The following is a 14,331-nucleotide window of genomic DNA, read 5'->3' as shown; positions in this document are numbered from 1 at the left end:
CTGGCGCCCGACCACCGCCGGCACGCACCCCGTTACAGCTTGGCCGAGGGACGTGCCGGTTTGCCTTTGGTTTGCAGCAAATGCGAAAACACAGCGTGCAAATCGTCCGAGGCGCTTTCTTCGTCGAGGTTGAGTTTGCTGTCGATGTGATCCATGTGGTGCATCATCAGGCTCACGGCCAGCTCGCCGTTACGCGCTTCAATCGCGTCGATCAGTTGCATGTGCTCGTCATAAGAACAGTGGGAACGGTTGCCGCTCTCATACTGCGCAATGATCAGCGAGGTCTGGGACACCAGGCTGCGTTGAAAGCTGATCAGCGGGGCATTTTTTGCCGCTTCGGCCAGCTTGAGGTGAAACTCGCCCGACAGCCGAATCCCCGCGCCGCGATCCCCGCGCGAGAAACTGTCGCGCTCGTCCTGGACCATCTTGCGCAAGTCGGCAAGGTCTTCGGCAGTGGCGTGCTCGACGGCCAGTTCGGTGATGGCCTTCTCAACCAGACGCCGGGCAAAAAACACCTGCCGCGCTTCGTCAATGCTGGGGCTGGCCACCACGGCACCGCGGTTGGGGCGCAACAACACCACACCTTCATGGGCCAGACGCGACAATGCACGGCGAATGATGGTGCGGCTCACCCCAAAAATTTCACCCAGCGCTTCTTCACTCAGCTTGGTGCCCGGCGCCAATCGCTGTTCGAGGATGGCCTCAAAAATATGCGCGTAGACAATATCGTCCTGAGTGCCGCTGCGACCGGCCTTGCCAGTGCGGGTGGGTTTCTTGAGGGGCTGCAACTGTTCGTTCATGAGGTCTCGTGTGGGATAGCGACGGCGTAAGAGGGTTTGCGTTAGTCGGTAAACGGGCACCGCTGGTAATGAATTAATACTAAAAAACAGCGCGCATTGTACACAACCCAGATTGCCAGTACGACTGTACGGCTGTTTGCAGTCACGGCTGTATTGCAATGAAGTGTAACTTTTGCGTTTAGGCTGGCGCCCTGCTCCATCCTTTTAAAGAATAAGGAATACCGTTTGATGACTGACGCCACCCCTCTGCGTTTACGCCCTTTGGCAGACAGTTCGCCTAGCGCCGTGGTGGCCGGTTTCATCGCGATGATGACCGGCTATACCAGCACGCTGGTGCTGATGTTTCAGGCGGGTCAGGCGGCCGGCCTGACCAGTGGGCAAATTTCCTCATGGATCTGGGCGCTGTCGATCGGTATGGCGATTTGCAGTATCGGCCTGTCGCTGCGCTACCGCACTCCGATCACCATTGCCTGGTCTACCCCCGGCGCTGCCTTGCTGATTACCAGCCTGGGCGGTGTCAGTTACCCCGAGGCGATCGGCGGGTACATCACGTGCGCGGTGCTGGTGATCATGTGCGGCGTGACTGGCAGTTTTGAGCGTCTGGTCAAACGCATCCCGGCCTCACTGGCCTCCGCCCTGCTGGCCGGCATTCTGTTCAAGATTTGCAGTGAAATCTTCGTCGCCGCCCAGCACCAAACCGGGCTGGTGTTGGGCATGTTTTTCACCTACCTGATCGTCAAGCGTGTGGCCCCGCGGTACGCGGTGCTTGGCGCGTTGTTGATCGGGACGCTGATTTCAGGGTTGATGGGGCTGCTGGACTTCAACGGTTTCGCCCTTGAGGTGGCGGTACCGGAATGGACCACGCCGTCCTTCTCGCTCGCCGCCACGATCAGCATCGGCATCCCCCTGTTTGTCGTGGCCATGACCTCGCAAAATATGCCGGGGGTGGCGGTGTTGCGCGCAGACGGCTACACCGTGCCCGCCTCCCCGCTAATCACCACCACCGGGGTGGCATCACTGCTGCTGGCACCGTTTGGCTCCCACGGCATCAACCTGGCTGCCATTAGCGCTGCCATTTGCACCGGGCCGCACGCCCACGAAGACCCGAACAAGCGTTACACCGCAGCCGTGTGGTGCGGCATTTTTTACGGGATTGCGGGGATTTTCGGGGCAACACTGGCCGGCCTGTTCGCGGCCTTTCCTAAAGAACTGGTGCTGTCGATTGCGGCGTTGGCGCTGTTCGGCTCAATCATGAACGGCCTGACCATCGCCATGAACGAATCCAAAGAACGCGAGGCCGCGTTGGTAACGTTCATGGTCACGGCGTCGGGCATGACGCTGTTCTCGGTGGGCTCGGCCTTCTGGGGGATTGTGGCGGGCGTGCTGACTTTAATGATTCTGAGCTGGAAGGGTAAATAACCGGCCTCTGCAACCGTGTAGCCGCAGGTTTGCGGCTACACGCTCGGGGCGATCAGATCGCCATTGCTCCGCCATCCACTGCCAGCGCATGCCCGGTGATGAACGCGGCGCCCTCAGAGCACAGGTACAACACGGCACTGGCGACCTCCTCCACAGTGCCAATCCGCCCGACCGGGTGCACCGCCGCAGCATAGTCGGCCTTGCGCGGGTCGGCCTCATAGGCACGGCGAAACATATCGGTGTCGATCACCGCCGGGCACACCGCGTTCACGCGGACTTTTTTCTTCGCATACTCAATCGCTGCGGTTTTGGTCAGCCCGATGACCGCGTGCTTGGACGCCGCATAAATACTCATCTTCGGCGCCGCCCCCAACCCGGCGACAGAAGCGGCGTTGACGATGACACCACCTCCCTGCGCCACCATCAGCGGTAACTGATATTTCATGCACAGCCACACGCCTTTAACGTTGACCGCCATGATCGCGTCGAACATGTCCAGCGTGCCGTCTGCCAGGCGTCCGTGCTCAATTTCGATCCCGGCATTGTTAAAGGCATAATCCAGACGCCCGAACGCACTGATCGTCTGCTCCATCAGGTGCTGGACATCGGCTTCCTGCGTGACGTCGCATCGCACAAAAACCGCTGTCCCCCCGGCCGTCTCAATTTGCCGGACCGTCGCTTCGCCGCCCGCGACATCCACGTCGGAGACCACCACCGTCAGACACTGTTCGGCAAACGCCAACGCGGTGGCGCGCCCAATGCCTGCCCCGGCACCGGTCACGACCGCCACACACCCTGCAAACGTCATGCTCATTGTTTTTATCCTCCTCAGCCCAGACAGTCATTCTTTTATTTATCCCAGTGATAAAACCCTGCCCACTACCATCATCACCACTGATGAAAAACCATTCGTGAACACGCATTCACTTGATGTCCGCCCGCATAACGTCTATCAACACCCTTTGCCTTTTAAAGAGTCTGTGCCATGACCGATTTGACCAACCGCCAGTTCCTGCTCGCAAAACGCCCAGTCGGTGCAGCCACACGTGACACCTTTACCTATCAGCAAGTGCCGGTGGGCCAACCCGCCGAAGGGCAGGTGCTGGTTAAAAATGAATACCTGTCCCTCGATCCGGCCATGCGGGGCTGGATGAATGAAGGCAAGTCCTACATTCCACCGGTGGCCTTGGGCGAGGTCATGCGCGCGCTGGGTGTGGGTAAGGTCATCGCCTCCCGGCATCCCGACTTCAAGGTGGGCGACTACGTGAATGGCGCACTGGGCGTGCAGGATTATTTCCTCGGCGCACCTCGCGGCTTCTACACAGTTGATCCGACACTGGTGCCGCTGCCGGTGTATTTGTCCGCGCTGGGCATGACTGGCATGACCGCCTACTTTGCCTTGCTCGAAGTCGGCGCGCCCAAAACCGGAGACACCGTGGTGATCTCCGGTGCGGCCGGTGCAGTCGGCAGCATTGCCGGGCAAATCGCCAAACTCAAAGGTTGCCGCGTGGTCGGGATTGCAGGCGGTCAAGAGAAGTGCGCCTACCTGACCGACGAGCTGGGCTTTGACGGCGCCATTGACTACAAAAACGAAGACGTGATCGCCGGCCTTAAACGTGAATGCCCTAATGGGGTTGACGTGTTTTTCGACAACGTGGGCGGCGACATTCTCGATGCCGTGCTGAGTCGTCTGAACGTCAAGGCGCGGGTGGTGATTTGCGGTGCCATCAGCCAGTACAACAACAAAGAGGCTGTGAAAGGCCCGGCCAATTACTTGTCGTTGCTGGTGAATCGCGCACGCATGGAAGGCTTTGTGGTGATGGACTACGCCGATCGCTATGCAGCGGCCGGGCAAGAAATGGAGGGATGGCTGGCCAAGGGCCAAGTGAAAAGCAAGGAGGACATTGTCGAAGGGATGGAAACCTTCCCGCAGACGCTGATGAAACTGTTCAACAGCGCAAACTTCGGCAAGCTGGTGTTGAAAGTCTAAACGCGCTCGTCAACAGTCTTAAGCCGCACAGGTGTCGATACGTTCATTGCGAAGGCATCGACACCTGCAAGGCAGCGTCAGCGCTTACGCCAACTCTGCGACCACCGCGGCCAACGCCTTGGCAGGATCTGCGGCCTGGCTGATGGGGCGCCCGATAACCAGGTAATCCGAACCGGCCTCCAGAGCCTGACGCGGCGTCAGGATGCGACGCTGATCATCCAGCGCACTGCCCGCAGGACGAATCCCCGGCGTCACCAGTTGCAACGAAGGGTGTGCGGCTTTCAAAGCCTGGGCTTCCAGCGCAGAACACACCAGACCGTCCATCCCGGCTTTTTGTGCCAGGGCTGCCAGGCGCAGCACTTGCTCTTGGGGTTCGATGTCCAAACCGATACCTGCAAGGTCTTCGCGCTCCATGCTGGTCAACACGGTGACACCAATCAGCAAGGGTTGCGGCCCGGAGCGCTTGTCCAGCACCTCACGGCACGCCGCCATCATGCGCATGCCGCCCGAGCAATGAACGTTGACCATCCACACGCCCATCTCGGCAGCCGCTTTGACAGCCATCGCCGTGGTGTTTGGAATGTCATGAAATTTAAGGTCCAGAAAAACGTCGAAACCTTTGTCACGCAGTGTCCCGACGATTTCCGAGGCACAACTGGTGAACAACTCTTTGCCCACTTTCACGCGGCACAGCGCGGGGTCCAACTGATCGGCCAGTTTCAATGCGGCGTCACGCGTAGGGAAATCCAGGGCGACGATAATAGGAGTCTGGCAATCGGACATTAGCGGGTTCTCAGGCTGGTCGAAATCGGCGCGCATTGTAGCGGAACCTACCGCTCACCGGCACCCGATGATTGTAAATTCACCCTATTAGTCGGTGCCGAACAATAAACAGGCGTCGCGGCACAAGCAGCCTACAATTGAACCACTGACGGCTGCGAGCACTCACAGCTACATAACGCCACTCGCCGGGCCCCCGAAGCCCGGATGAACGATCATTCAAGGAGAGTCTTATGCCGTGGTATGCCTGGTTAATTCTGATTGTTGCAATTGGCGCCATCGTGGGCGGCCTCATGACCCTGCGCGACACCGCCAACAAGGTCGAACTCACTGACGAACAGCGTCAACGCGTGGCGCAACGCAACGCCGAAATGGACGCCAAGGAGTCGAAAGACAACTGACGTCCCGACCGCCTCAAGGAAGAGTCGTGCAATCTCATAGCCAATGACCTACACATGATTGGATGAATAGACCACTGCGCTGCTCACGCACTGACGCATATGATGGCTGTTTGAAATCAAGAGACAGCCGTCATGAGGTACTCCCAACACCATAAGGCCCAAACCCATCAGCGCATCATTGAGGAAGCGTCCACTCGCTTTCGACGTGACGGCATAGGCGCCACGGGGTTGCAACCTCTTATGAAGGCATTGGGACTGACCCATGGCGGCTTCTACGCCCACTTCGCCTCCAAGGATGAGCTGGTCGACAAAGCCCTTCAGCACGCGGCGGAGGAAGTCGATGGACGCTGCGCTGAACTCTTCAACGGCCCGAGCGCGCTGCATACCTTCATCGATACGTATTTGTCCGACCGGCACCTCTCCTCCCCCCATGAAGGCTGCCCACTGCCGACCATGTCAGTCGAGATGGCGCAGAACGGCAACCGCAGTGCTATCACCGACAACGTCATCAACGCTCGCCTCAAACAAATCCAGGCCGAACTTCAAGGGCCAGATGCCGAAGATCAAAGCATGGTGTTGTTTGCCGCGTTGGTGGGAGCACTCGTACTCGCGCGCGGTGCGCAGAGCGAAGCGCTTCGCGGGAAAATCCTCGATGTCACTCGCACATAGTTGAAAGCCTCAGGCAAGTCGGCCTGACCCCCAACCTGCAAAAAGGCCAGTCAATGACTGGCCTTTTTCATTCAACGGGATCGCTTAGTTAATCGCGACTTTGTCCCGGTTTTTCTCGAATATCGCCTTACCAATGCCCTTGACCTCCATCAACTCATCCGTTGACGCGAAATCACCGTTGGCTTCGCGGTAAGCCACGATCGCCTTGGCTTTGGCAGCCCCGACGCCCAACAATTCACGCTGCAGGGTGGCTTCATCAGCGGTGTTCAAATTGATGGTCACGACTTGGGCTTCAGGGCTGATCACGGCTTCAGACACCACGGGTGCTGGCGATGCCGGGGCAGTGTTAGCCACAACAGCACCTGAAAAGCCCAACAAGACAGCCATGACAAACGAAGGAACAAGGGTGATACGCATAATTGACACTCCAATACATCGTTAAATGGAAACAGCTTTCCTGAGCTGTTCTCAAAACCTAGACCATGGCTTGCGAGTGTCAAAAATGTGTCAATTGCAGAGTATGTCCTCAAGAAGGCTCAGAACGACGCTGCTGGTAGATCCAGTCCACGATCTCACCCTCTGGGGCATAACCGCTGACGGTATCGCGCAACAACTGACGAACGCGGGTGTAATCATCGTTATCGACAGCTTCCAGCAAACTGGAAAATCGATGCTTCAGCTCTTCCCACGACAACATGTCTTCGTTGGCACTCATGATCATCGGATGCTGAGTCGCAACCACGTTGTCGCCTATCAGCAATTCCTCGTATAGCTTTTCACCGGGGCGCAGGCCGGTGAATTCAATCTCGATGTCGCCATGCAGGTTCTTGTCAGAACGGATGCTCAGGCCGGACAAATGGATCATCTTCTCCGCCAGTTCCACGATGCGTACCGGCTCGCCCATGTCGAGCACAAACACATCACCGCCCTGCCCCATGGAGCCCGCCTGAATAACCAACTGCGCGGCCTCGGGGATGGTCATGAAATAGCGGGTTATTTTCGGGTGAGTGACGGTCAAAGGCCCACCGGCTTTGATCTGCTTGTGAAACAACGGAATCACAGACCCCGAAGAGCCCAGTACATTGCCAAAGCGCACCATCGTAAAGCGGGTTTTATTGACGTGTGACACATTGGCTTTGTCGCCGAACAACACCGGAGCCACTTCCCGGCTCAAAGCCTGCAATGTCATTTCCGCCAGACGCTTGGTGCTACCCATCACATTGGTCGGCCGCACGGCTTTATCGGTCGAGATCAGTACAAAGTTAGCCACGCCAGCCTGCAACGCCGCCTGAGCCGTGTTTAACGTACCGATGACATTGTTCAGCACACCTTCGGCGATATTGTGCTCGACCATCGGCACATGTTTGTACGCCGCCGCGTGATAAACCGTGTCCACATTCCAGGTCCGCATCACATCCAGCAATTTCGACTGGTTGCGTACAGACCCGAGAATCGGCAACACCCTGACCGAAAGCGATTCGCGATTAACCCGCTGCTCAAGCTCCGACAAGATGCTGTAAAGGTTGAACTCACTGTGTTCAAACAACAGCAACGTGGTCGGGCGCAAAGCCAGAATCTGACGGCACAGCTCGGAACCGATGGAACCGCCTGCGCCCGTAACCAGGACGCTCTGGCCTTTGATGCAATGCTCAAGCAGCTCGCCCTGGGCCGGCACCGCGTCTCTTCCGAGCAAGTCAGCGATATCCACTTCCTGAATATCGTCAACCTTCACCCGGCCACTGGCCAAATCCATGAAGCCGGGAACACTGCGTACGTGCAGCGGGAACCCTTCAAGCAGGCCGAGAATCTCGCGGCGTCGCCCACGGGAAGAAGAAGGAATCGCCAGCAGCAGCTCTTGTGCGCCGGTGCGATCAATCATCTGCTGAATATGATCAGGCTTGAACACCTGCAACCCTGAAATCACCCGATCGGCAATGCTCTCGTCATCATCGATGAACGCCACAGGCCGCATGACCCGCCCCATACGCAACGCCGCGACCAACTGATTACCGGCAGCGCCTGCGCCATAAATGGCAACACGCGGCAGACCGTCATCACGGCTGGTAAAGGGCACATGCTGAGCAGCAGCGAACCAGTCACCGAGAAAATACTGACGCATGCCCAGACGCAAGCCCCCGAGCATGATCAGACTCAGCCACCAATAGTTGAAAATGATCGAACGCGGGACGACATTGTTGTGATTGCTGTACCAATACACGACGACGGCCAATATTAAAGAAGAAAGACTGACCGCTTTGATAATGGCGATGAGTGCGTCGTTACCGAAATAACGCATCACGGCTCGGTACATGCCGAAGCGGATGAACAGGGGGATGGCTACGAGCGGCGCAGCGACAAAAAGCCAAAAGTGCAGCTTGACCGGATTGATCATATCGTCGACGCCCAGGCGCACGAGAAATGCCAGCAAGAGTGCAAGCCAGACCAGTACTACATCTGTGCCTATCTGTAAAACACGTTTATAACGCCGCGGTAAAGCTAGCAAGTAAGACCGAAGTTTATCCATAAGTTCCTCTACCACCGTTAACCGCGTAAAACGGATTACAAAAAGCTTTAACCTGAACAGGTCCGCCCACACACGTTAATGCTTGGCAACTTCCAGCTGACCCGCCTGAAACTTGACCGCCAACAAAATCAAAGGCAAATACGCCAGCAGCACACCCAACAGACCATCTAGCCCCAACAAGGTGACACACAGCGCAATGGGCAGTAGCCAACACACATTGATCACTGCCACGGCCAAGGTCACCGGCAGATGTTTACCGTAGCGACGCGAGGCAAATTGGTAACCATGGCTGCGATGCGCCTCATACACTTTGTCACCGCGAACCAAGCGTCGAATCAAGGTAAACGTGGCATCAACAATAAAAACGCCCAGTAAGATAATCCACGCCCAAAACAGGTTAAACGATACCCATGAGGCCTGCAGCGACAGAATACCGAGGGTTATGCCGAGGAAGCCGCTACCGGCATCGCCCATGAAAATCTTGGCCGGCGGAAAATTCCAGCACAAGAAACCGGCCACCGTGACTGCCAACAAAGCAGGCGCCCAGATCAAATCAGCAAACCCACACAGGCTGTAAATGAGCACGATACTCAAACACGCCGTGATGGCTTCGACACTGGCAAGCCCGTCTATACCGTCCATGAAGTTATAGAGATTAAGCATCCACACCAGGTATAAAACGGCACCGATATGCCCTAACCAGACAAGGTCAATGCTTGCCCCGAAGACTGTGACCGCAGGTAAGCCCCCGAGCCAGAACAGAGCCCACACAGAACCTAGCACATGCCCCAATAACCGCCAGCGCGCAGCAATATGGCCGTGGTCATCCAGAAAACCCAGCACTGCGATGCCAATGCCAGCCCCCAGCAGCGCCAACGTCATGGCCCTATCAATCACGCCCAGATAGGCGAACACAGGGAGCATTACACAAAAACTGATGACAATGGCTACGCCCCCACCGCGAGGCGTAGGGACAGTATGCGAACTACGAGCATTGGGAGTGTCAATCAAGCTGTTGGCCAAGGCGTAGCGCCTTAGCGCACCCGTCAAAAGCAATGCAGCCAAACCTGCAACCAATAAAAGTACCCACATCATTTACAACACTCCATAAAGCACTGCCCCTGTCCTTTCATTTCACGATCGAATTGATCTGGCGTTAATGTACTCACGACCTGCCTGGACCAGTGCATGCTCAGTGGTAACGGGAGGAATCCACCCCAAAAGTTGACGAGCCTTGGTGGAATTAACCGTCAATGAGCGACACAACTGTGTGTACAGGTTCTGCTTGCCGATGCATGAAGCCACGAGCCGCATCATCGGGTCCGGAATCGTCAACATCACAATCCGGCGCCCCATACCGCGGCCGATGCACCGGACCAGGTCAGGCGTTGAGATATCTATGCCATCACTGACGAGAAAAAGTTCATTTGCAGCCTTTGGATGGACCATACAAAGCGAAATGAAATCAACCAAATTCTCCAATGCAATCATGCTTCGGCTATTACGCACGCCTCCAAATGGAAGAGGCACACCCGTTGAAGCCAGCTTTAGCAAGCGTTGAAAATTGCCTGGTGCATGGGCTGCATACACCAATGGAGGCCGAATAATGACTAGCTCCATGGCATGCGAATCACACAACGCCTTCAGGCTTTCTTCAGCCTCAAATTTAGAAATCGCGTAATCGGCATGGGGATGCGCCGGACAGGTTTCATCAAACGCCGTTGACGGTGTATAGGCGCCATTAACCCCTATTGAGCTGATGAAAACGAATCGCTGAACACCCTTTTCAATCGCGTGGCGAGCCAGTTCGAGGGTTGCATCCGTATTCGCTCTACGAAAGAGTGAGAGTGCATCTTTTTCGCGTGCCATCACATGCGCACGCCCCGCCATATGAACGACGCAGTCGACACCTGCGAGTGCTTCACCCCAGTCTGGGCTGGATGAAAAATCGCCTACGTTGAATGTTTTGAACGCTTGTGCCAAATCTGCAGCAGGCTCAGACCGGGTAGCAACGCGCACCTCATACTGAGTATGTGCACAGAGATGCGTCAATAAAGCAGAGCCTACAAAACCAGTTGCTCCGGTTAGCAATAGGGTTTTCATCGGCTTCACTTGAAGATATAACTGGCGAGCTTGAAAGGAATCTTCATTGCAACCATGAAAATATTGGTATAGATCCCGTTTTCTTTACAGGCACGTACAATCTCCATGTTTTGATGAACCTTCCACCAGAATCCTGTTGTGCTGATACCCCCTTCCCGCATTTTTACCATCACTGCATCATGGCGTTGCAAGTTGATACTGCGGGTAATAAAGCGCGCCATTAATTCAAAATCGGCTGACACTCGGTAGCCCAACGTGTAAACACCATACTGCTCAAACAGCTTTTTGCGGGCATAAAACGTCGGATGAGGCACCATGAAGCCAAAGCGCACCTTCCAGGGCGAGAAACCCTTTGACGAGTATCTACGGGTTACCGAATCCGTATTATCGCGTTCAACAAATACCAAATCCGCATAAGATGCGTCACAACCGGGGTTGGCAAGCAAAAAATCAACAAGCTTTTCGATCGTCGTTGCACTGGCGAAAATGTCATCCGAATTCAAAATTCCGACAAAGTCGCCCGTTGCCAGGTTGACGCCTTTATTCATGGCATCGTAAATACCTTTGTCAGGTTCACTGACAATTGTCGATATCCGGCCTGCGTACTCATTCACAATGTCGAGCGTGGAATCCTTAGAAGCCCCATCAACAACAATATATTCAATATTGTTGTAAGTCTGTGACAGTACGGACTCCAGCGTATCGCGGATCGTGGCAGCGCTGTTATAGCAAACGGTAACAATGGAAATTTTCAACGCATCAACCCTTCACACGACCATAGATATCTTCGAAGCGGACAATATCGTCCTCACCCAAGTACGAACCCGACTGAACCTCAATCAATTCAAGCGGGATCATGCCAGGATTCTCCAACGCGTGAATTTGCCCTATCGGAATGTAGGTAGACTGATTTTCGGTCACAAGATACGTTTTATCACCATTGGTGACGCTCGCCGTGCCACTCACGACAATCCAGTGTTCTGCGCGATGGTGGTGCATTTGAACAGAGAGCTTTTCGCCGGGTTTGACCGTTATCCGCTTGACCTGATACCGCTCACCGTTATCGATTGAATCGTAAACACCCCAAGGGCGGTACACCTCGCGGTGATTGACCTGTTCGTGGCGCTTGGAACTCTTCAATTGATCGACAATTTTCTTGACGTCTTGTACATGATCTTTATGAGCAACCAACACTGCATCTTTGGTTTCAACAACAATCATGTTCTCTATACCCACCGTTGTGACTAATCGATGAGTAGCGTGAACGTAACTCCCAGTTGTGTTTTCTGAGAGCACATCACCTTTGATGACATTGCCGTCAGCTGATTTCTCGCCAGCATCCCAGAGAGCAGACCATGAACCGATATCACTCCAACCCGCGTCAAGTGGCACCATGACAGCATGCGCCGTCTTCTCCATCACCGCATAATCAATCGAATCATCCGGGCAAGCCCCAAAGATGTCACTGTTCACGCGGGTGAAAAACATGTCCGTTTGGCCTTGCTCAAGAGACGCGCGGCAAGCAGCCAAAATATCAGGCTGGAACACCTCAAGCTCTTGAAGGTAGCGGCTTGCGCGGAACATAAACATGCCGCTGTTCCAGTAATACCCGCCGTCTGCCAAGTACGCCTGGGCTGTGCTCAGATCCGGTTTTTCGACGAACTGGCTGACTTCGAAACCGCCCTCACCTGCGCTTTTCCCCATTTGCAAATAGCCATAACCGGTTTCCGGGTGTGTAGGCGTGATCCCAAAGGTCACTAACTTACCCGTCTGTGCAAGATTCAAGGCGATGAGGACACTTGCCTGAAACGCTGCTACATCTTTAATCAGATGGTCTGCAGCCAGCACCAACATAATCGGGTCAGCGCCGTCACGCGTAGCCTGCATCGCAGCCAGGGCAATCGCAGGCGCCGTATTACGGCCTACTGGCTCAAGAATGATGGTGGCCTGTTCCATGCCGACTTGCCGAAGCTGTTCTGCCGCAAGAAAACGATGGTGCTCATTGCAAATCAGCACAGGCATCGATTGATCCAATCCCTCAAGACGCTTGAGCGTAGCCTGAAGCATGGTGGAATCAGCATCAACAAGCGGCAGGAACTGCTTGGGGTTCAACTGCCTGGACAGTGGCCACAAACGGGTGCCCGAACCACCCGCCATAATTACTGGAACAAACATCGAAATCATCCTTTGATTCTTACTGGGTCAACGCGGCCAAATAGGCACGAGTGTAATGGTGAACAAGTGGGCTGTCTTTTATTTCGTCAAGCGTCCACCACACATAGGCCGCATGCTGATCAGAAGGCAGGTTTAACTCCACCGACTCCGCCAGGTTCACATGATGCGCCATGACCACGTAGTGAGTACTGACTTGCACCGGTTGAGCGTCAAACACACTGTTGTCATAAAAATGCTCGTAAACACCTAAAAAAGCACTCTTAGTGCGTTCAAAAGAGGTACCAAGCTCAAGTGCCGTCAAACGTGAGAATGCCGTATCCAGTGACTCATTTTTGAAGACTCGGCCGCCCGGAACAAACCAATAACCCTGCGCCGGTCGATTGACTCGACGGCCGAGCAGAACTCGACCGTCGCTACGCGTGATGACCAGATCGATAGAAACCAGGCATGTGGAGTCGACAACCGTTTTGAAGGTGTCATGCTCCAAATACATATCAGCCTCGCACCGCTTGCCGGTGAGCAACAAACCACTCATAGGCATTTGCCAGACCCGTCTCCAGATCAATACTTGCCTCCCAACCCATAGAGCGCAAGCGTGATACATCCATCAACTTGCGGGGTGCGCCATCAGGCTTGCTGGCATCAAACGTCAGTGTCCCCGTAAACCCGGTAACCTTGGCGATCGTTTCTGCCAGCTCACGAATGGTGCAATCAATGCCGGTACCCACATTAATGTGCGACAGCATTGGCTGGGTATTGGCCTGGTAAATATCAGCATCCAGCTCCATGACATGAACACTGGCAGCAGCCATGTCATCAACATGGAGAAACTCACGCATCGGTTGCCCACTGCCCCAGATCACGACTTCCTCTGTACCTTGCGCAACAGCATCATGAAAGCGGCGCAACAAAGCAGGGATGACGTGACTGTTATCCGGGTGATAGTTGTCATGCGGGCCATACAGATTGGTAGGCATCACACTTCGGTAATCACGACCGTGTTGACGGTTGTAACTCTCACACAGTTTGATACCGGCAATCTTGGCAATGGCATACGGTTCATTTGTCGGCTCCAGAGTGCCTGTGAGCAACGCCTGCTCGGTCATTGGTTGCTCAGCGTGCTTGGGGTAAATGCACGAAGATCCGAGGAACAGTAACTTCTGTACGCCTGCGCGATGAGCGGCCTCAATGACATTCGCCTGAATCATCAGATTGTCGTAAATAAAATCTGCGGGATACGTGTTATTCGCGTGAATACCACCCACTTTCGCAGCTGCCAAATACACCTGATCAATCTGATGAGCGTTGAAGTAAGCCTTGACCGCTTGCTGATCCAGTAAATCCAAATCTTCACGGCCAACAGTCAAAACATTCTGATAACCCAAATCCCGCAAACGCCGCACAATGGCCGAACCGACCATTCCGCGATACCCGACTACCAGTACTGCTTCATTAAGATCCCGGGACACA

General features: G+C 55.0%; 15 protein-coding genes. 4 read left to right on the top strand and 11 right to left on the bottom strand.

Annotated elements, in window-relative coordinates; genetic code table 11:
• Positions 1-32: 32 nt before the first annotated feature.
• Entirely contained in the window at positions 33-800 is a 768-nt protein-coding gene (locus tag V6F78_RS01055) for a GntR family transcriptional regulator (protein ID WP_047275278.1), read from the bottom strand.
• A gap of 228 nt (positions 801-1,028) precedes the next feature.
• Here V6F78_RS01055 and V6F78_RS01050 point away from each other — a divergent pair, with 228 nt between their 5' ends.
• A complete protein-coding gene (locus V6F78_RS01050; protein ID WP_047275280.1) occupies positions 1,029-2,219 on the top strand; it encodes a benzoate/H(+) symporter BenE family transporter in 1,191 nt (396 codons plus the stop codon).
• 52 nt (positions 2,220-2,271) lie between these two features.
• Here V6F78_RS01050 and V6F78_RS01045 read toward each other — a convergent pair whose 3' ends face one another.
• Positions 2,272-3,033, bottom strand: coding sequence for an SDR family oxidoreductase (locus tag V6F78_RS01045; RefSeq protein WP_332726462.1), 762 nt, complete (start codon positions 3,031-3,033; stop codon positions 2,272-2,274).
• A 171-nt stretch (positions 3,034-3,204) separates the two neighbouring features.
• Between V6F78_RS01045 and V6F78_RS01040 the strand changes: the two genes are divergently transcribed.
• Complete coding sequence (locus tag V6F78_RS01040; protein ID WP_332726461.1) at positions 3,205-4,209, top strand: NADP-dependent oxidoreductase; 1,005 nt, start codon at positions 3,205-3,207, stop codon at positions 4,207-4,209.
• Positions 4,210-4,293: 84 nt separating this feature from the next.
• Here the strand turns inward: V6F78_RS01040 and pyrF are convergent, their stop codons facing one another.
• Positions 4,294-4,992, bottom strand: coding sequence for an orotidine-5'-phosphate decarboxylase (gene pyrF, locus V6F78_RS01035; RefSeq protein WP_047277690.1), 699 nt, complete (start codon positions 4,990-4,992; stop codon positions 4,294-4,296).
• Positions 4,993-5,222: 230 nt separating this feature from the next.
• On the opposite strand from pyrF, the gene V6F78_RS01030 reads away from it, so the two are divergent.
• Both V6F78_RS01030 and V6F78_RS01025 read left to right on the top strand, forming a co-directional pair.
• Complete coding sequence (locus V6F78_RS01030; protein WP_070414737.1) at positions 5,223-5,390, top strand: DUF2897 family protein; 168 nt, start codon at positions 5,223-5,225, stop codon at positions 5,388-5,390.
• A gap of 132 nt (positions 5,391-5,522) precedes the next feature.
• Positions 5,523-6,059, top strand: a complete 537-nt coding sequence (locus V6F78_RS01025; RefSeq protein WP_332726460.1) for a TetR/AcrR family transcriptional regulator — start codon at positions 5,523-5,525, stop codon at positions 6,057-6,059.
• An 84-nt stretch (positions 6,060-6,143) separates the two neighbouring features.
• On the opposite strand, the gene V6F78_RS01020 is transcribed toward V6F78_RS01025, so the two are convergent.
• The 8 genes from V6F78_RS01020 to fcl all read right to left on the bottom strand — a co-directional run bounded on the left by V6F78_RS01020 (position 6,144) and on the right by fcl (position 14,330).
• Positions 6,144-6,476, bottom strand: a complete 333-nt coding sequence (locus V6F78_RS01020) for a ComEA family DNA-binding protein (RefSeq protein ID WP_047275289.1) — start codon at positions 6,474-6,476, stop codon at positions 6,144-6,146.
• Positions 6,477-6,585: 109 nt separating this feature from the next.
• Complete coding sequence (locus V6F78_RS01015; RefSeq protein WP_047292835.1) at positions 6,586-8,583, bottom strand: polysaccharide biosynthesis protein; 1,998 nt, start codon at positions 8,581-8,583, stop codon at positions 6,586-6,588.
• Positions 8,584-8,658: 75 nt separating this feature from the next.
• Positions 8,659-9,678 (bottom strand): MraY family glycosyltransferase, encoded by a 1,020-nt coding sequence (locus V6F78_RS01010; RefSeq protein WP_332726459.1) that lies wholly within the window; start codon positions 9,676-9,678, stop codon positions 8,659-8,661.
• Between the two features lie 39 nt (positions 9,679-9,717).
• Entirely contained in the window at positions 9,718-10,686 is a 969-nt protein-coding gene (locus V6F78_RS01005) for an NAD-dependent epimerase/dehydratase family protein (RefSeq protein WP_332726458.1), read from the bottom strand.
• A 5-nt stretch (positions 10,687-10,691) separates the two neighbouring features.
• Complete coding sequence (locus tag V6F78_RS01000; protein WP_332726457.1) at positions 10,692-11,441, bottom strand: glycosyltransferase family 2 protein; 750 nt, start codon at positions 11,439-11,441, stop codon at positions 10,692-10,694.
• 4 nt (positions 11,442-11,445) lie between these two features.
• Entirely contained in the window at positions 11,446-12,861 is a 1,416-nt protein-coding gene (locus V6F78_RS00995) for a mannose-1-phosphate guanylyltransferase/mannose-6-phosphate isomerase (RefSeq protein WP_332726456.1), read from the bottom strand.
• 19 nt (positions 12,862-12,880) lie between these two features.
• Positions 12,881-13,396 (bottom strand): GDP-mannose mannosyl hydrolase, encoded by a 516-nt coding sequence (locus tag V6F78_RS00990; RefSeq protein WP_277620544.1) that lies wholly within the window; start codon positions 13,394-13,396, stop codon positions 12,881-12,883.
• Positions 13,356-14,330, bottom strand: a complete 975-nt coding sequence (fcl, locus tag V6F78_RS00985) for a GDP-L-fucose synthase (protein ID WP_332726455.1) — start codon at positions 14,328-14,330, stop codon at positions 13,356-13,358. Before fcl ends, V6F78_RS00990 begins: the two co-directional genes overlap by 41 nt.
• Position 14,331 lies beyond the last annotated feature (1 nt).

This window comes from Pseudomonas sp. ESBL9, from assembly GCF_036668715.1.
Taxonomy (GTDB): Bacteria; Pseudomonadota; Gammaproteobacteria; order Pseudomonadales; family Pseudomonadaceae; genus Aquipseudomonas; species Aquipseudomonas lundensis.
This window is presented reverse-complemented; position numbering and strand designations above follow the sequence as displayed.